The 18,382-nt window shown below is 65.7% G+C and carries 13 protein-coding genes and 2 pseudogenes; 4 read left to right on the top strand and 11 right to left on the bottom strand.

Features of this window, described 5'->3' with window-relative positions:
* Window positions 1-23 precede the first annotated feature (23 nt).
* Window positions 24-2,416, bottom strand: a pseudogene (locus LK440_RS13855) (indolepyruvate ferredoxin oxidoreductase family protein); the annotation flags it as partial.
* Between the two features lie 123 nt (window positions 2,417-2,539).
* Here LK440_RS13855 and LK440_RS13850 point away from each other — a divergent pair.
* The 3 genes and pseudogenes from LK440_RS13850 to LK440_RS13840 all read left to right on the top strand — a co-directional run.
* Window positions 2,540-2,992, top strand: coding sequence for an Lrp/AsnC family transcriptional regulator (locus tag LK440_RS13850; RefSeq protein ID WP_005018517.1), 453 nt, complete (start codon window positions 2,540-2,542; stop codon window positions 2,990-2,992).
* A gap of 221 nt (window positions 2,993-3,213) precedes the next feature.
* On the top strand, window positions 3,214-3,729 hold the full coding sequence (locus LK440_RS13845) for a hypothetical protein (protein WP_005018523.1): 516 nt from the start codon (window positions 3,214-3,216) through the stop codon (window positions 3,727-3,729).
* An 89-nt stretch (window positions 3,730-3,818) separates the two neighbouring features.
* Window positions 3,819-4,976, top strand: a pseudogene (locus tag LK440_RS13840) (MFS transporter); the annotation flags it as partial.
* 27 nt (window positions 4,977-5,003) lie between these two features.
* Here LK440_RS13840 and gltX read toward each other — a convergent pair.
* On the bottom strand, window positions 5,004-6,410 hold the full coding sequence (gltX, locus tag LK440_RS13835; protein ID WP_005018526.1) for a glutamate--tRNA ligase: 1,407 nt from the start codon (window positions 6,408-6,410) through the stop codon (window positions 5,004-5,006).
* 132 nt (window positions 6,411-6,542) lie between these two features.
* Between gltX and LK440_RS13830 the strand changes: the two genes are divergently transcribed.
* Window positions 6,543-9,029 carry a bifunctional acetate--CoA ligase family protein/GNAT family N-acetyltransferase gene (locus tag LK440_RS13830; protein WP_005018528.1) on the top strand — a complete coding sequence of 829 codons (2,487 nt, stop codon included), beginning with the start codon at window positions 6,543-6,545 and terminating at the stop codon, window positions 9,027-9,029.
* Here the strand turns inward: LK440_RS13830 and LK440_RS13825 are convergent.
* From LK440_RS13825 to LK440_RS13785, 9 genes are all read right to left on the bottom strand, one after another.
* The gene (locus LK440_RS13825; RefSeq protein WP_005018542.1) at window positions 9,026-9,730 is read right to left on the bottom strand and encodes an ABC transporter ATP-binding protein; all 705 of its coding nucleotides are present in this window, start codon (window positions 9,728-9,730) and stop codon (window positions 9,026-9,028) included. The two genes, LK440_RS13830 and LK440_RS13825, sit on opposite strands and share 4 nt — an antisense overlap.
* Window positions 9,727-10,476: an ABC transporter ATP-binding protein gene (locus tag LK440_RS13820; protein WP_005018544.1), complete on the bottom strand. Its 750-nt coding sequence runs from the start codon at window positions 10,474-10,476 to the stop codon at window positions 9,727-9,729. The genes LK440_RS13825 and LK440_RS13820 overlap by 4 nt, the downstream gene beginning before the upstream one ends.
* Window positions 10,469-11,413 (bottom strand): branched-chain amino acid ABC transporter permease, encoded by a 945-nt coding sequence (locus tag LK440_RS13815; RefSeq protein WP_005018546.1) that lies wholly within the window; start codon window positions 11,411-11,413, stop codon window positions 10,469-10,471. The genes LK440_RS13820 and LK440_RS13815 overlap by 8 nt, the downstream gene beginning before the upstream one ends.
* A gap of 14 nt (window positions 11,414-11,427) precedes the next feature.
* Window positions 11,428-12,378, bottom strand: a complete 951-nt coding sequence (locus LK440_RS13810) for an IS481-like element IS481 family transposase (protein ID WP_005013747.1) — start codon at window positions 12,376-12,378, stop codon at window positions 11,428-11,430.
* 175 nt (window positions 12,379-12,553) lie between these two features.
* Window positions 12,554-13,186, bottom strand: a complete 633-nt coding sequence (locus LK440_RS13805) for a branched-chain amino acid ABC transporter permease (protein WP_005018551.1) — start codon at window positions 13,184-13,186, stop codon at window positions 12,554-12,556.
* A 13-nt stretch (window positions 13,187-13,199) separates the two neighbouring features.
* Window positions 13,200-14,369 (bottom strand): ABC transporter substrate-binding protein, encoded by a 1,170-nt coding sequence (locus LK440_RS13800; RefSeq protein WP_005018553.1) that lies wholly within the window; start codon window positions 14,367-14,369, stop codon window positions 13,200-13,202.
* A 22-nt stretch (window positions 14,370-14,391) separates the two neighbouring features.
* Window positions 14,392-15,198, bottom strand: a complete 807-nt coding sequence (locus LK440_RS13795; protein ID WP_005018557.1) for an alpha/beta fold hydrolase — start codon at window positions 15,196-15,198, stop codon at window positions 14,392-14,394.
* Complete coding sequence (locus LK440_RS13790) at window positions 15,195-16,751, bottom strand: benzoate-CoA ligase family protein (RefSeq protein ID WP_005018559.1); 1,557 nt, start codon at window positions 16,749-16,751, stop codon at window positions 15,195-15,197. The genes LK440_RS13795 and LK440_RS13790 overlap by 4 nt, the downstream gene beginning before the upstream one ends.
* A 60-nt stretch (window positions 16,752-16,811) precedes the next feature.
* Entirely contained in the window at window positions 16,812-18,377 is a 1,566-nt protein-coding gene (locus LK440_RS13785; protein WP_005018562.1) for a 3,4-dehydroadipyl-CoA semialdehyde dehydrogenase, read from the bottom strand.
* Window positions 18,378-18,382: the final 5 nt, after the last annotated feature.

The following is an 18,382-nucleotide window of genomic DNA, read 5'->3' as shown; positions in this document are numbered from 1 at the left end:
AACCTATTGAATCTTCACAGCTAGACGGCCGCCACCGGGTCGCAGAGGATGGCGGCATCGGCCTGCTGCCAATCCAGGCGCGCGGGGCCGGCGGGCGTGTGTGGGGGCGCCAAGCGGATGTGGCTGATCACGGTGCCGCCTTTCTGAGCCAGCCCGGTCAGATCGAGCACCGAGGCCGACAGGCCCTGCAGGTGAGCGGCCATGGAGACCAACGCGCCGATGGTGATGACGCCCGTGCCGCCCATACCGGCGACCAGCAGGCGATAGGGCGTATGCACCTCGTCGATGCGAGGCATCGGTACGTTGGCAAGCTGCGCCTGCCAGTCGTCCTGGGCCGCGGCACGGCGTTTGCGCGGTTGGCCGCCTTCGACCGATACGAAGCTCGGGCAGAAGCCTTCGGCGCAGGAGTAGTCTTTATTGCAGCTGGACTGGTCTACGGCGCGTTTGCGGCCATAGGGCGTTTCCAGCGGCACGATGGACAGGCAGTTGGACTGGGTGCCGCAGTCGCCGCAACCTTCGCACACGGCGCTGTTGATGAACATGCGGCGCGCCGGATCGGGGAAGGTCTTTTTCTTGCGGCGGCGGCGTTTTTCGGCCGCGCAGGTCTGATCGTGAATGAGCACGGTGACGCCGGCGGTCTCGCGCAGTTCGCGCTGCAAGGCGTCGAGTTCGCGCCGGTGATGCACGGCGATGCCCGGGCCCAGGTCGATGCCGCGGTACTTTTCCGGTTCGTCGGTCGTCACGACGATGCGGGCGACGTGTTCGCCGCGCAACTGCTGGCAAATCTGCGGCACGGAGATCGGGCCGTCGACGGGTTGGCCGCCGGTCATGGCCACTGCGTCGTTGAACAGAATCTTGTAGGTGATATTGGCGCGCGCGGCCACGGCCTGGCGGATGGCCAGATAACCGGAATGGTAGTAAGTGCCTTCGCCCATGTTCTGAAACACATGGGGCGCTTCGATGTAGGGCGCCACGCCTATCCAGTCCACGCCCTCGCCGCCCATCTGGGTCAGACCGCCCGTATCGCGGTCCATCCAGGCCGCCATGTAATGGCACCCCACGCCGGAGCGGGCCTGACTGCCTTCGGGCACCTTGGTCGAACTATTGTGCGGGCAACCCGAACAGAAATAGGGGCGGCGGCGCATCCCGTCGGCCGCGTTGGACAGTGCCTCGGTACAGGCGAACGCTGCGGGGTCGGCTGCCAGAGCCAGGCCGCTGGTGCGTCGCAGCCAACCGGCCAGCGGGGCGGCCAGGATGGAAGGGCGAAGCTGGCCGGCGGCGGGAATGAGGGTCTCTCCGTCGAAGCCCTGTTTGCCGCAGACAGACGCGCGCTGCTGCTGGTTGTAGAGCAGATCCTTGATCTGTGCTTCGACGATGCCGTCTTTTTCTTCGATGACCAGGATGTGTTGCAGGCCCTGAGCGAAGGCCAGCAGGCGTTCGCGCTCCAGCGGCCACACCAGGCCAGGCTTGTAGACGCGCACCCCGCGAAGGTCCACGCCCAGGCGGTCCAGTGCCTCCATGGCGTCGAGGTGGCACTTGCCCACCGTGACGATGCCCACTGTCGCCTCGGGCGCGGCGGAGATGAGTTTGTCGATGCTGTGGCGCGCGGCGAAGGCGGCCACCGCGCGGTGGCGCCGCGCCATTCGCGTCTCGATGGCCGGAGACAAAAAGTCGCCGGCGTTGTAGTGGCGCTCGGCTGCCTCGGCGTCATCGGGCATGTCGTAGTGCTCGGCAGGGCGGACGTCGAAGGACTGGCCCGTTTCCACCGACTCCGAGGTGACTTTGAACGCCACCCAGGCGCCGCTGTAGCGCGACAATGCCCAGCCCCAGAGGGCGAAGGTCTCGTACTCGTCGATCGATGCCGGATGCACGATAGGCACATGCCAGCCGATGAGCGAGGTTTCGCTGGCATGGGGGATGGACGAGGACACGGCGGTGTGATCATCGCCCACGACCATCAACACGCCGCCGTGGCGCGAGGCGCCGGCCGCGTGGCCATGATGCAGGGCGTCGCCGGCACGATCCACGCCCGGTCCCTTGCCATACCACATGGCCACATGGCATAGACCCCATCGACCTTGCGATCGTCGCGTGTGCCGACCTGCTGCGTGCCCATGACGGCCGTGGCGGCCAGATCTTCATTGATGCCCGGCATGAAGGTGATCTGGTTGGCGTCGAGCGCTTTTGGGGCTTTCCACATGGCCATGTCGACGCCGCCCAGGGGCGAGCCGCGGTAGCCGGAGACAAAGCCAGCGGTATTGAGGCCGCGCTCGCGGTCGGCCTGCCGCTGCGCGAGCATCAGGCGCACCAAAGCCTGCGTGCCGGTCAGGAAAATGCGGCCCTGGCGGCGGCTGAGGTTGTCTGCGAGTTGGTAGTCCAGATCGATGTGAGGGTCGACCGCGGGGGTGCCGTCCATGAATGCTCCTTTATTTCGACCATGATAGGAGCGCGGGCATGCGGTTTTTTTGCGTTATAGGATCGTGCATTCCCTATAATTTGAAATAAACATTTCGTTTTGGGAAGAAGGGGAGACATCACGATGGATAAAACCGACTTTGCCATCCTGCGTGCGCTGCAGCAAGATGGCCGGGCCTCGGCGCAGCAACTCTCCGACCAGGTGGGCTTGTCGCCCGCGCCGGTGTGGCGGCGGGTCAAGGCGCTGGAGTCAGCCGGCGTCATTCAGGGTTACAGCGCCCAGGTCGATCGCAGCAAGGTGGGACTGGGCGGCTGCGTGTTCGCGCAGATCAGCCTGGAGCGGCATTCGGCCGAGACCGTGGCCAACTTCGAGCGTTCGGTGCGCGACGCCCCGGAAATTCTGGAGTGTTATTCGGTGACCGGTGACTCGGATTTTCTGCTGAAGATACTGGTCGAAAGCCCCGAGGACTACGATCGTTTTCTGCATCGCTTTCTGTTCAACCTGCCCGGGATCCGGCAGACGCGCAGCATCGTGGCGTTGCGCGAGATCAAGCACGAGGTGCGACTGCCCTTGTGAGCGGCCTGCAGCCTCTATGTAAGCGGGTGGCAGAGATCGCGAAACTGCGGTCGCACGGCGATTACACGCAGGTTTGCGACCATGAGTGTTGCGCAAATGCACTAGGCCGCAGGTGCGCATTGCATTGTGCCGGGGCGCTCTTTAGAGTGCCTGCAGTCGCGGCATGCGCATCATCAGGCGTGCGCGGCGTATCGTGCCGGGGAGATTTCGAGGAAGTCATGATGTATTCGTATGTGTCGTTCGCGCGCGCTATCTGCGGCGGTTTGATCGTGGGGGGGGCGCTGGCCGGTTGCGCTGCCAAGAAACCGTCCTCCGCCGAGACGCCGGCGCAGGCGCCCGCGCCCAAGCAAGTGGCGTGCACCCCCGCCGAGGCGGGCAGCCAGATGGTGGGAACGTGGTATTCCGTGTCGCGGCCGCGCGGCTTTGGTGGGGATCTGCAGACGCTGACGATCTTGGCCGCCGATGGCAGCATGACCTACGAAACCCAGCTCAAGGTCGGCAAGCGTATCCGGCCCGCGTTGCGTGAAAGCGGCTGCTGGACCGTGGCCAACGGGATCTATACGCTGCAGACCACGAAATCCAACGGTGAGCCGGTCGATGCCGATGACCCCATCTACCAGACTCGCTATCAGGTGCAAAGTGTGGATCAGACACGCTTGATGCTGCGTGAGCTCAAAAACGGCGGGCAGCAGCTCACCGCGCGCCGCATGCCGGCCGGTTACCGTTTGCCTAACTGAGCTCGCGCCGTATCCGCGCCTGGCAGGCCCAGGTCGCCAAGGCGGCGGGCGTGGAGTAAGGTTTCGGACTTTCTCCTTTATTAGTCGCTATGTCCGCCGCCCATTCCGAGGGACGAGCCATCGCTCTCCTGGCGCTGGCCGCTTTCGTCAGCGCCAGCGCTTTCCGCATTTGCGATCCCATGCTGCCTCAACTGGCGCAGGAGTTCTCCACCACGACAGGACAGGCAGGTCACGCCGTGACGGCGTTTGCCGTGGCGTACGGTCTGTTGCAGATGTTCTTCGGCCCGGTGGGCGATTGTTATGGCAAGTACCGCGTGGTCTGCGTGGCGACGTTTGCCTGTGCCATCGGCAGTGCGGGCGCGGCCATGGCCGACAGTCTGGACATGCTGGTGATCTGCCGCATGCTGTCGGGAGCGGCCGGCGCGGGCATCGTGCCCCTGTCCATGGCCTGGATCGGTGACAACGTGCCTTATGAGCGGCGCCAGGCCACGTTGGCGCGCTTTCTGACCGGGACCATTCTGGGCATGGCCGCGGGCAGCCTGGCGGGGGGGCTGTTTGCAGACACCATCGGCTGGCGGCGCGCCTTTCTGGTTCTGGTGGTGGGCTATCTCGTGGTCGGCGTGTGCCTGCTGGTCGAGTTGCGCCGGCAACGGGCTCAAGGATTGTTCGTGCAGCGCGGCACGGCCGGGCAGGGCTTTCTGGCTCAGGCGCGGCGCGTCTTGAGCGTGCGCTGGGCCCGCGTGGTGCTGGTGACGGTATTTTTCGAAGGCATGCTGGTCTTTGGCACGCTGGCCTTCGCGCCGGCCTATCTGCATGTCCGTTTCGATGTGTCGCTGACCATGGCCGGCGCCCTGGTGGCGTTGTATGCGGTGGGCGGCCTGATCTATACCGTGGTGGCGGGCCGGGTGTTACGCCGCCTGGGCGAGCGCGGGTTGGCCATGGCCGGCGGATTCGTGCTGAGTCTGGCGTTTCTGATTTATCTGCTGGCCCCGGCCTGGGGGTGGGCGATCGTGGCCAGCGTGCTGGCCGGCTTTGGCTATTACCTGCTGCACGCGACCTTGCAGACCAATGCCACGCAGATGGTGCCCGATGTCCGGGGCACGGCAGTGGCGTGGTTTGCGTCCTGCCTGTTCATGGGGCAGGCTGCCGGCGTGGCCCTGGCGGGCAGCCTGGTTGACGCGGTGGGCGCGCACGCCCTGTTCGCCCTGGCGGCCGCGGGCCTGCCGTTGCTTGGGCTCTTTTTTGCCCGACCGCCTGAGCAGCGAGGTCCGGACTCAGGCAGGCAGCTTGGCCAGGCGTTCGAGCACGACGTCCTTGCCCAGCAGCACCAGGACGGCATCGACGGCCGGCGTCTGCGCGCGGCCGGCGACGGCTACCCGCAGCGGGATGGCCAATTGCGGCATTTTCAGGCCGCGCTCAGCCAGTTGCGTCTTGATCAGGGCCGAGACGGCGTCGCGGGTCCATTCCGTGCTGCTGGCGGCCGCGGCAAAACCCGCCAGGGCTTCACGCGCGGCCGGTGTCAGGTGCTGCGCGACCAGGTCAGCTTCTGCCGGCTTGAAGGCGCCGCAGAACAGCATGGCGTCATCGGCCAATTGCTCAAGGGTTTCGGCGCGGTCTTTGAACAGGCCGATGATCTCGGGTAGATCGGCGCGCGTGGTGTCGCCGCCGCGCTTGGCAATGCGCGGGGCCACGCGGCGAGCCAGTTCGGCGTTGTCCATGCCCTTGATGTAATGGGCGTTGACCCAGTTCAGCTTCTTGGGATCCCATTGCGAGGGCGACTTGGACAGGTGGCGGGTGTCGAACCATTCGACGAACGATTCGCGGCTAAACAGCTCGGTGTCGCCGTGGCTCCAGCCCAGACGCGCCAGGTAATTGACCATGGCTTCGGGCAGATAGCCTTCGTCGTCATACTCCATCACATTGACCGCGCCGTGGCGCTTGGACAGTTTCAGGCCGTCGGGGCCGAGAATCATGGGCACATGGCCGTATTGCGGCACTTCGGCGCCCAGCGCCTTGAGAATATTGATCTGGCGCGGGGTATTGTTGACGTGGTCGTCGCCGCGGATGACGTGCGTCATGCCCATGTCCCAGTCGTCGACCACCACGCAGAAGTTATAGGTGGGCGTGCCGTCGGGACGGGCGATGATCAGATCGTCGAGCTCTTCGTTGTCGAAGCTGACCGGCCCTTTGACCATGTCGTCCCATGCCGTGACGCCGGTTTGCGGATTCTTGAAGCGGATCACTGGCTTGCGGTCTGCCGGAATGGCCGGCAGCGTTTTGCCCGGTTCCGGACGCCAGGTGCCGTCGTAACGGGGTTTGGCCCCTTTGGCGCGCGCCGCTTCGCGCATGGCCTCCACCTCTTCTGGGGTGCAGTAGCAGTGGTAAGCGGTGCCGGCGGCCAGCATGTCCTTGAGGACTTCGGCGTAGCGGTCCAGGCGCTTCATCTGATAGAAGGGACCTTCGTCAGGCTGCATGCCCAGCCAATCCATGCTGTCGATGATGGCCTGAACGGCGGCATCGGAAGAGCGCTCCACGTCGGTATCTTCGATGCGCAGCACGAAGGTGCCCTTGTGATGGCGGGCGAAAGCCCACGAGAACAGCGCCGTGCGCGCGCCGCCCAGATGCAGAAAGCCGGTGGGCGATGGGGCGAAACGGGTACGAACGGGTTTGGCGGAAGTCATAAGCCGATGTTGGCGCCGCGTTGGCCGCGGCGGCCCTCCATAAAAATGGCGCTAGGCGCGCTCGGTTCACCGTGGATGGTGGGCTGGTTGTATTGTTACGATGACAGCATTTTAGAATAGCGCCAAAACCCGATGCTCAGACACGTGCTTGCACCGCTTTTCGAGCCCCGGTCCCTGCTGATCGTGGCCGATCGCAATCTTCCCGCCACGGCTGTGCTGCCGGGTCCTTTGCGTGCCCGCACCACGCTGGTCGACAGCCCGCCAGGCGAAGCTCCGCAGCTACCCGAACGCTGTACCGGGCTGGCCGAAGGCGAGCGTGTCGACCTGGCCCTGGTGTGCGTGTCTCCCGCCGTGCTGCCCGAGACGCTGCGCCGCCTCACGCCGCTGGCCCCACGCGGGCTGATCCTGCTGCCCCATGAGTTGCCCGACCCGTATCCGCGCGGCACCCTGGCTTTGTGCGAGGACTGGGCACGCGAGCACGATTGCCCGTTGCTGGGGCCGCGCTCCTTTGGCGCGCAGCGGCCGCACGCCGGGCTGAACCTCAGCCAGCACCCGACATTGGCGCGCGCCGGACGCGTAGCGTTGGTGGCGCAGTCGCGCTCCATCATGGCGTCCGTCATGGATTGGGCCGAGGACGTGCACATCGGTTTTTCGCTGGCGGTGTCGCTGGGCGATGAGGCCGTGGTGGGCCCGACGCAGGTGCTGGACTATCTTGCCAGCGATCCCCGCAGCGACAGTATCGTGCTTTACCTGGAGAACATCGGGCCGGCGCGCGAGTTCATGAGCGCGTTGCGAGCGGCAGCCAGCGTCAAGCCGGTCATCGTGCTCAAGGCTGGGCGTAGCGAGCCGGGTGGCGCCGACGCGGTGTTCGACGCCGCCCTGCGCCGCGCGGGGGCAGTGCGTGTGCGTTACTTCGTGCAGTTGTTCTCGGCGGTCAAGGTGCTCGGCTATGCACGGCGCCCGCGGGGGCGCCGCGTGGCCTTGCTGTCCAATGGCAGCGGCCCGCCGCAATTGGCGCTCGATCTCATCGGCCCCGAGGCCGCCGTACTGAAGGCTGATCTGTCGCCGGCGACGCAGCGCACGCTGGCCGGCCTGCTTGAGCCCGACGCGGCCGCCGGCAACCCGGTCATCACCTATCCTCCGCTCACGCCCGAGCGGCTGCAGCAGTTGCTGGACTGCCTGCTCGACGATGGCGGCGTCGACGGCGTGCTGGTGCTGCTGGCGCCCGACGCGCTGGCAGACATGCCAGCCGTGGCACGCCAGCTGGCGCAAATCGCACCCAAGGCGCGCAAACCCGTGGTGAGTTGCTTCATGGGGGATGCGGGCATGCGGCCGTTGCGGCGCATGCTCGATGACGCGGGCACGCCGGCGTTTCGTACACCGGAATCGGCCGCTGATGCATTTGGCGTATTGGCCACGCACTACTACAACCAGCAGTTGTTGCTGCAGACTCAGCCGCCCGAGCCGCCCGGGCGGCTGCCCGACGTACACGTCGCCCGAACGGTGATCGAGGCGGCGCGCAGCGCGGGCAGGCGGGATCTGACCCCGGCCGAATGCAGGATACTGCTCGATGCCTTCCACGTTCCCTTGCGCGAAGGCCCCATGGATATCCGGCCAGTAGAGCCTGAGTCGCGGCCCATGGCCATCCGAATGCGCACGGACCCCGCGTTTGGCCCGGTGATCCGCTTTGGCGCGGGTGGGCCCGACGCGGTGTTGTCGGTGGCCGAGCGGGGCATGGATCTGCCGCCTCTGAACAACTTCCTGGCCCGGCAGTTGGTCGAGCGCAGCCGGATCTGGCGCCGGGTCCTGGCGCCACAGGTCAGCGGTGCGGCCACCGAGGCGTTGCAGCATGCGCTGGTGCAGGTCTCGGAGCTGGTCTGCGAAATGCCCGACATCGAGTCGTTGGACATCGACCCGCTATACGCCGGCGAAAGCAGCCTGCGCGCCGGGGGTGTGCGCGTGACGCTGACCGAGTCGCCGGCATGCGCATCGCCGCAGACGTCCGGTTACCCGCATATGGCCATCCATCCTTATCCGGCGCGCCTGGTGCAGATGCGTCGCTTCGACGATGGCACGCCTTGGATGATCCGGCCTATCCGTCCCGAGGATGGGGAGTCTTTGCAGGAGTTCATCCGTGGGCTGTCGGAGCGCTCGCGTTATATGCGCTTCGTGTCGATGATGCGTGAGCTCACGCCCCGCATGGTCGCCCGGTACACGCAGGTGGATTACCACCGCGAGCTGGCGTTGGTGGCCGCCACCCAAGTGCCCAATCCGGCCAATCGCGGCCACCCGCGCGAGGTGATCATCGGCTTTGCGCACTATCTGCGCAATCCGGATGGGCGTGGGGCCGAGTACGCGTTGGTCATCGGTGATGACTGGCAGCGCATGCGTCTGGGCGGGCAACTGATGAGTGCGCTCATTGCCGAAGCGCGCGCGCAGGGGCTGGAGTACATCGACGGACTGGTGCTGTCGACCAACCGACCCATGCTGACGCTGATGACCCGGCTGGGGTTTGTCAATGACGTCGACCCCGAGGACCCGACCATGAGGCGGGTCTGGCTGTTTCTGCGGCCGGACCCGGATACCGAGGCCGGGGGCGACGTAGACGGAGCGGATTAAACGCCCAGATGGCGGGTGAGCAGGTGGGGCTGGCCGGCGAGTTCGGCGCTGTTGCCAGCCTCGACCAGCTGGCCTTTTTCCATCACGACACAGCGGTCCGTGTGGGCGAGCACCGCGCGGAAATTGCGATCGACCACCAGGGTAGACATGCCCGAGGCGCGGATCAACGCGATGATGCTCCAGATCTCGGCGACGATGAGCGGTGCCAGGCCTTCGGTCGCTTCGTCCAGGATGAGCAGGTCCGGGTTGGTCATCAGTGCGCGTCCGATGGCCAGCATTTGCTGCTCGCCAGCCGAGAGTTGATGGCCCCCATGGCCAAGCCGCTCGGCCAGCCGGGGGAAGGTTTTGAGCACGCGCTCGTAGTCCCAGGCCCGCCGTTTGCCCGGACGGGCTGCCACCAGCAGGTTCTCACGCACACTGAGGTTGGGATACACGCCTCGGCCTTCGGGCACATAGGCAAGGCCCTGGCGCGCGATGGCATGGGCAGCGCCTGCGGGCTGGCCTTGCACGCGGACCGACCCGCGCGTGGGGCGCAGCAGTCCGACCAGGCTGCGGATCAAGGTGGTCTTACCCATGCCGTTGCGCCCCAGCAACCCGACCGCTTCACCCGATTGGATCGCCATATCGACGCCACGCAATACGTGGCTGGCGCCGTAATGCACATGCAGGTCATGCGCCTGCACCAAGGGGGGCGCGGTCATGCGTGATCTCCTAGATAGGCCGTCTGGACCTGAGGATCGGCTCGCACGGCGGCCGGCTCGCCGCTGGCCAGCACGGTGCCGTTGACCATGACGGTCACTTGGTCGGCGACGCGAAACACGGCGTCCATGTCATGCTCGACCAAGAGGATCGCGTGATCGGTCTTGAGGGCCTGCAGCAGAGCGAGGATGCGTTCGGTCTCTTCGGGGCCCATGCCGGCCAGTGGTTCATCCAGCAACAGGACGGTTGGCAGCCCGGCCAGACACATGGCGATCTCCAGTTGACGTTTGTGGCCGTGGGGCAGCAGTCCGGCGGGGCGGTCAGCGGCCTGGCGCAAGCCGGTGCGCGCCAAGGCCGCATCGGCGTGCGCGGCACTGTGGGCGCAGCCTGCCGCCTTGGCCGTCCAGTGCCAGAAGCGTTGGCGGCGGGTTTGGGCGGCCAGGCGGCAGTTCTCAAACACGGACAGCGACGGGAAAATGGTGGACCGTTGATAGGTACGCCCCAGCCCGGCTTGAGCGCGGCGAGGTTGGGACCAGGCGCTCACATCGTTCGAGCCCAGGGCGACACTGCCCGAACTGGCGGCCAGCTCGCCGGACAGGATGTTGATGAGGGTGGATTTGCCAGCGCCATTGGTGCCGATGACGGCGTGCACGGTGCCGCGCGGCAGATCCAGGGACACGGCGTTAACGGCGACCAGGCCGCCGAAGCGCCGTGTAATGTCGCGGCCGCGCAGCAGGATGTCAGGCATGAGAGTCTCCCGAGATGGGCAGCGGGTCGGCGGCCTGGATCGGCTTGGGCCGGGTCGGGCTGACCAGGCCGATGAGGCCCTGGGGTAGCCAGGCCACCAGGGCGATGATGGCAATGCCCAGCGGCAGATGCCAGTGGTCGGCGAAGTCGCCGAAAATATCCTGCGATTGAAACGCTTCCTGCATGAGCAGCAGGGCGGCCGCGCCCAGTACGGCGCCTGCCTGGCGGGTCTGCCCGCCGAGGATGACCATCAGCAGCACCAGCGCCGACTGTTCCCAGGCCAGCAGTTCCGGCGTGACGAATCCGTCTTTGAGGGCATAGAGAAAGCCGGCCAGTCCCGCCAGGATCGCGGCGATGACATAGGCGGCCAGCTTGTAGGGATAGCTGGAATAGCCGGCCGCGCGCATGCGCTGCTCGTTGATGCCGATACCGGTGAGCGCGGCCCCGAAAGGCGAGCGGCGCAGCAGCGCCAGGAAAACCCAGCTGATGGCCAGGCAGGCCAGCACAAAGAAATAAAACGTCCGTGCGTCGCTAAGGTCAAACGGCAGCCAGCCACCGATGGATGGCTGCGGCCGGAAGTAGAGATAGATGCCGTCGCTGCCACCGCCCAGTTTGGTGTCGTGCATGACGTAGTAGGCCATCTGTGCGAAAGCCAGTGTCACCATGATGAAGTAGATGCCTTTGGTGCGTAGCACCAGCGCGCCGGTAATCAGCGCATACAGGCCGGCGGCCGCAAGCGCTGCGGGCAGCAGCCACCATAACGAAGCCGCAGACCCGGCAGGCGAGAGCAGGGCCGCGGCATAGGCGCCCAGACCAAAGAACACCGCCTGCCCCAGACTCACCAGGCCCGCGCTGCCGACCAGCAGTTGCAGGCCCAGCGCGAAAATGCCGTAGATCATGATCTTGAGCACCAGGCCGGTGTAATAGTCGCCGCCCACAAAGGCGAAGGCGGCTAGGTGTGAACTGTCAATAGGTTGTATTCGTCCAGGTTGAGTCTGGAGATGGGTACAGCGCGCCCGATGCCTTGGTGGGGTCGATGCCAGTTGTAGTGGTGTAGCCAGGATTTCATGGCATCGGCTCGGTGTTGGGAGTTCTGGTAGGTGTGAGCGTAAGCCCACTCACGCAAGGCCGACTGGATGAAGCGTTCGGCCTTGCCATTGGTCTGTGGGCGGTAAGGTCGGGTAAAGCGGTGCTTGATGCCCAGCTCATGGCACAGCGCGGCGAAGGCGCGGCTGCGAAAGGCCGAGCCATTGTCGGTGAGCAAGCGCTGGATGGTCACGCCCAGGCGCTGGTAGTAGGCCACTGCGTCCTTGAGGAACTGGACGGCGCTGGGGAAGCGCTCGTCGGGGTGGATGTCGGTGAAGGCCACGCGGGCGTGGTCATCGATGGCCACGAAGACGAAGTCCCAGCCGGCCCCCTCAACGGTATCGCGTCGGTTGCCCGTGACCCGGTGGCCAGGGCGCTGGATACGTCCCAGCTTCTTGATGTCGATGTGCAGCAGATCGCCGGGGGCCTGATGCTCGTAGCGCACCACCGGCTCGGCCGGCTCCAGGTCGGCCAGGTGCGACAGACCGGCGCGGGCCAGGACGCGGCTGACGGTGCTGGCTGACACGCCCAGCGCCTGGGCGATGCGCGCTTGGGTCAGCCGCTTGCGGCGCAGCTCCACGATAGCCAGCGCCTTGGCCGGCGCAATCGCTCGGGGCGAGACCGTCGGGCGCGAGGACGCATCGGCCAAGCCCGCCTGGCCCTGAGCCAGGAAGCGGCCCAGCCATTTGCGCACAGTCGGCGCGGTGACCCCATAGGCGCGGGCCGCTTCAGGCACACAAACTTGATGGGCGATCAATTGCTGGACCATTTCGAGGCGACGTAGGAAGGTCAATCGGGCATGCTTATGGGTGTTCATCCGGCCGGGCTCCTTGAGTGAACTGGGGGGTTGGCGATTTCCAGTTTCTCAAATCCGGTTCGGATGAACCATGCATACAACCTATTGAATCTTCACAGCTAGGCCCAGCAGGCAGAGCAACGGCAGACCTTGGTGCACGAAACGGCTGGTTGATGGATGCGGCATGAAATCTCCTTCAGCCTTGGCGAAACAGGCCTTCCGGCCGGAACAGAAGGATGGTTGCCATCAGCAGATAGACCAGCACGCCGGCTGCTGCCGGAAACAGTACTTGGCCGAAGGTCTCGATCGCAGCCACCAGCATGGCGGCCAGAAACGTGCCGCGGATCGAGCCTATGCCGCCGATCACCACCACGACGAAACAGATGATCAGTACGCCCTGACCCATGCCTGGATAGACCGAGGAGACCGGTGCCGCCAACGCGCCAGCCAGCGCAGCCATGGCCACGCCGACGGCAAACACCCAGCGGTAGAGGCGATTGATGTTCACGCCCAGACTGCCGATCATTTCTCGATTGCTCGCTCCGGCGCGCACCATCATGCCGATGCGGGTCCGGGTGACGACCCAGTACAGGACCGCGGCGGCCACGCAAACGGCCAGCGTGACGAAGAAACCGCCGCCCAGATGGGCCTGCACCAGCGGCCCGAGCGCGAACGCCATATACGCGCCGATCATGTAGAAGCTGCCATGCGCCAGGTTGATGATGCCCATGATCCCGAAGATCAGCGTCAGTCCGCTGGCCACCAGAAAGAGCAGCAGCCCGTACTGCAGTGCGTTCAGGGCGTGGATGAGGAAAATGCCTGGATCCATGGCAGCGTCCGGGTCAGAGCTTGCAGCCGCGGGCCGGGTCGGCCAGTTTCTTGACGGCAACGTCGACGACCTTGTTCTCCAGGCCATCGACCTTGCGCAGATAGATGTCCTGAACAGGGTTGCCGGCAGCCGAGAGCGTGAAGGGACCTCGTGGCGAGTCAATGGTGGCCGCGCGCATGGCGCTGCGCATGTCCGCCTTCCTGGTGGTGTCGCTCTGCACGGACTTCAGCCCTGCCTGCAGCAACTGCGCCGCGTCATACCCCTGGACGGCGTAAACATCGGGGGTCTGCTTGTAGGCTTTGCTGTAGTCGGCGCGGAAGGCCTGGTCACGCGGCGTGTTCAGGCCATCGGCATAGTGCAGCGTGGTCAGCAGCCCCTGTGCGGCCTCGCCCTGAGCCTGCAACGTCCCGTCGGTCAGAAATCCCGATCCGTACAGCGGGATGTTTTTGCCCAGGCCTGCAGCGGCATAGTCCTGCACGAATTTGACGGCGCCGCCGCCGGCAAAGAAGGTGAAGACCATATCGGGCTTGCTGGCCGCGATCTCGGTCAGCACGGACTGGAACTCCACATTCGGAAAGGGTACCGTCAGATCCTTGACGACCTTGCCGCCGGCTTTCTCGAATCCTTCGCGAAAGCCGGCCACGGCTTCGTCGCCAGCGGCGTACTTCCAGGTGACGGTGATCGCCGTTTTGTGGCCCTTGGCCGCGGCGACCGGGCCCATGGCGTAGGCGGGCTGCCAATTGGTGAACGACGTGCGGAAAATCCCCGGTCCACACATCGGGCCGGTAATGGCGTCGGCGCCGGCATTGGCAACGATCAGCGTCGTGTCGCTGTCTTTGGCGGCTTTAGCCAGCGCCATGGCCACGCCGGAGTGCACCGTGCCGATGACCACGTCGACTTTGTCGCGTTTGATCAGGCGATTGGCGTTCTCCGGTCCCTTGGCCGGGTTGGATTCGTCGTCGACCTTGAAATACTGGACTTCGCGGCCGCCCAGCTTGCCGCCTTGCTCCTGCACATAGAGCTTGAAGCCGTTTTCGATGGCCGTACCCAATGCGGCATACGTGCCGCTAAATGGCAGCATGAAGCCGACCTTGATGGGGTCGGCCGCCTGCGCCTGGCAGGCGGCAAGTGCGAGCAAAGCGGCGCCGGCCAGCCGGGCGCGGAGAAGGGGGGTGGATGGCATCGCGAGTCTCCTGGGCGTGTTATCAGTGGCCGGCCAGGCCACCGACGAAGTCGGCGACGGCCCGGATGACGGCCTGGGGTTGATCTTTATGAGGGGAGTGACGGCACTGCGGCAGCGTCAGCAACTGCGTCTGCGGCGCAAGACGCTGGATGCCTTCAATCTGCGCCAGGCTGCCGTATTCGTCTTCCAAGCCCTGTATGGCCAGAGCGGGACAGCGCAGGGCAGGGAGGTGATCTTCGATACTCCATTGTCCGAAGCCGGGGTCCAGCCAGGCCCGGTTCCACCCCCAGAAGACCCCGTCTGCGTCGGCGTGATAGCGTGCCAGGCGTTGGGGCAGATCGGTATCTTGGTAGGCTTGGCGTGCCGCGGCGATATGCCGTAGCGTGACGGCTTCGACAAAAATGTGCGGCGCGGCAACCACGACGCCGCTTACCCGTTGCGGGTTCAGGGCGGCATAGAGCAGCGCGATGGAGCCGCCGTCGCTATGGCCAAACAGCACAGGCCGCTGCGCATCGAGTTGCAATGCGTGCAGTAAAGCGGGCAGCGCCTCGTCGGCCTCGCGATGCATGAAGTCGGCCGGCCATGGCTCATCTTTCGGTCGAGGGGTCGATTGGCCGTAGCCACGGCGCGAATAGACCAGACCCCGGCAGCGGCTTTCAGCGCACAGGCGTGCCGGGAAGTCGCGCCACATCGCCACCGACCCCAGTCCTTCGTGCAGAAAGATCAGCAACGGGCGGTCGCGCCGGTGTGTGTCGATCCAGGCATATTCCAGGTCGAATTGCTGCCCATGCGCCGAGATGGCGACTCGCGAGGTGGCCGGCATGGTCACAGGCTGGCCTCTTCCATCTGGCGCAGGCGAAACCGCTGAATCTTGCCCGTTGCCGTTTTGGGCAGTTCTTCGGTGAAGTTGATCTGGCGTGGGTACTTGAAGGGCGCCAGATGCGATTTGACGTAATCCTGCAGCGCCGCGCCGGTCGATGCATCGGGCGCATAGCCTGGACGCAGCACCACATAGGCTTTCGTTTTGATCAGGCCGTCGTGGTCGGGCACGCCGATGACGGCGGCTTCCAGCACGGCTTCGTGCTGCACCAGCACGTTTTCGACCTCGACGGGCGAGACATACTGGCCGCTGACCTTGATCATGTCGTCGCTGCGACCGGCGTAGACGTAATAGCCCTCTTCATCGCAGCTATATTTGTCACCGCTCTTGAGCCAGTCGCCCAGGAAGCACTGCCGCGTCTTGTCGCGATTGTTCCAGTACATGAGCGCCGCGCTGGGTCCTTTGATGTAGAGGTCGCCGATGGCCCCCGGGGCCACGGGTGATCCGGCGTCGTCGCGCAGCTGCACCTCATAGCCGGGCACGGGTTTGCCGGTGGTGCCGTAGCGGAACTGGCCCAACTGATTCGACAGGAAGATATGCAGCATCTCCGTCGAGCCTATGCCGTCGAGGATCTGACAGCCAAAGTGGCGGGTAAAGCGCTCGCCGATGTCGCGCGGCAGCGCTTCGCCCGCCGACGCACAGATGCGCATGGCAACGGTGTCGCGCGCTGGCAGATCGGGCGAAGCCATCATGCTGGCATACAGCGTCGGCACGCCATAGAACACCGACGGGCGATGCATCGTCAGGCGCTTGAATACCGCCTGGGGCGTGGGCCGCTCTGCCATCAGGATGGTCGTCGCACCCACGGATAGCGGGAATGTCAGGCCGTTGCCCAGGCCGTAAGCGAAAAACAGTTTGGCGGCCGAGAACGCGACATCTTCCTCGCGGATGCCCAACACCGGCTTGGCGTAGAGCTCGGCGGTATGCCAGAGGTTGCCGTGGGTGTGGACCACGCCCTTGGGTTTGCCCGTCGAGCCTGACGAATACAGCCAGAACGCGATCTCGTCGGCCAGCGTGCGCGCTGCCGCAACGATGGGGGCGTCGGCCAACAGCGATTCAAATCCCAGCCTGCCGGCAGCGGTCTGCGTGGGCTCGGAGACGATGACGTGTTCGATGTCGTGCTGGCCGCTGTCCAGCGTGGGCTGCAGTTGCGGCAGCAGGCTTTCGGACACCACCAGCGCGCGTGCCCGGCAGTGGGCCGCGATGTAGGCGTAGTCATCCGGCGTGAGCAGGGTGTTGACGGCGACCGGGACCACACCCGCGTGCAGCGCGCCCAGAAAGGCGACCGGCCAGTCCACCGTGTCGTGCATCACCATCAGTACGTGCTCTTCGCGGCGCAGGCCGAGTCTGCGCAGCGCGCCGCCAAAGCGGGCCACGCGCTCGGCAAGTTCGCCGTAGCTTAGCTCGCGCCGATCATCGATATAGGCCGTCTTGGCGGCGCGGGGCGCGTTCAATGCGGCCAAGTGGCTGGCGAAATTCAGCTCGGCGGGGCAGTCATGCATGTCAGTCTCCTCGAGAGGCGGGCCCGCGGCCTGATGGCTCTGCTGGGCGGTGTAACGTGGCTAGCTGGCAAACTCCTGCACTCGGGCCGAGGGCAATGCCTCCAGCCTGGCGGGAGCGCCCTGCACCGCGCTGCGGCGGTGGTAAAACTCCATGGCGCGCAGGCCGCCCAGTTCCTGGCCGCCTCCGGCGCGGCCAGGCCCGCCGTGCAGCGATTGCGGCATGACGTTGCCGTGGCCGGTATGGGCTTTGGCGGCTTCCGGAGTGACCAGATGCACCCGACCATGGCTCTCGGCCAAGGCTTGCGCGCCCTGGGCCAGAAACGTGGTGTCGTCGCTATATAAAGAGGCGACGAGCGAGCCTTCGCCTTGTCTTGCCATGGCCCAGGCCTGCGCCGTGTCGCGGTAAGGCATGAGGGTGGCCACCGGCCCGAACACCTCGGTGCGGTGCAGGAGCGCCTGGGGCTCGCGTGAACCGAGCAGGGTGGGCGCCATGCAGGCGGCTATGGCGGGATCGGCATCGATCAGTGGCTGGGTCGCACCGTCAAACAGGACGTGCGTGGCGCTGCGCAGAGTGCTCAGACCTGACTGCACATGATCGAACTGGACGCGGCTGACCAGCGAGCCCATCTTCACGTCGGGGTTGCGCGGGTCACCGACGGTGATACGGGCCAATTGGGCGCTGACGGCCTGCGCCACCGCGTCATAGTGCTCGGCTGGCACCATAATGCGCCGGATGGCCGTGCATTTCTGGCCGGACTTGGCGCGCATTTCGCGGACGACTTCCCGCACCAGGGCATCGAAGGCCGGGCTGCCGACAGCGGCGTCCGGGCCAAGGATGGCGCTGTTGACGCTGTCGGTCTCGGCGTTCAGGCGCACGCCGCCTTGCATCAACGCGGGATGGGCTCGCAGTTGGGCGGCGGTGTCGGCCGAGCCAGTAAACGAAAGCAGATCAAGGGGGCGCAGCGCATTGAGCAGACCTGCCGAGCCCCCACATATCAGGCTGATCGCGCCTTCCGGCAGTGCTGCGGCCTTGACCACATCCGCGACCATCTCGTGGGTAAGCCAGGCCGTCGATGTAGCCGGTTTGATGACGATGGGCACGCCCGATAGCAGCGCCGGGGCGGCTTTTTCCCATAAGCCCCAGGAGGGAAAATTGAAAGCATTGATGAATAGCGCCAGACCGCGCGCCGCAGTCCAGACGTGGCGCACGGCGTAGGCGTCGTCCCGCGCCAGTGCCTCGGCCGCGCCATCCATGCGCCAGGCATCCTCAGTCAGGCGGGAGCCCTGTTTGGCGTAATATCCCACCGTGTAAATGGCCCCATCGATATCGATGGCCGAGTCAGCCTGCACCGTTCCGCTGTTGGCCAGCGCGATGTCGAAGTACTTTTCCCGATTGGCGCTTAGCACCTCGCCCACGCGGCTCAACAGCGCGGCGCGCTGCGCGTAGCTCAGCGCGCGCAAGCCCGCGCCGCCTTGCTCGCGCGCCCAGGCGAACGCGGCCGGCAGGTCCAGGCCCGCGCTGCTCGCGCCCGCCAGGACAGTACCTCGCACCGGGTCGCGCAGCGTGGCGGGCTGTCCTTCTCCCCGGCGCCATTGTCCGGCGACGTAGTTCTCCAGAATATGCATGGTGC

The sequence above is a fragment of the Bordetella holmesii genome (assembly GCF_020735985.1).
GTDB lineage: Bacteria > Pseudomonadota > Gammaproteobacteria > Burkholderiales > Burkholderiaceae_B > Bordetella > Bordetella holmesii.
The sequence above is the reverse complement of the archived record's forward strand: the minus strand, read 5'-3'. Positions and strand labels throughout refer to the sequence as shown.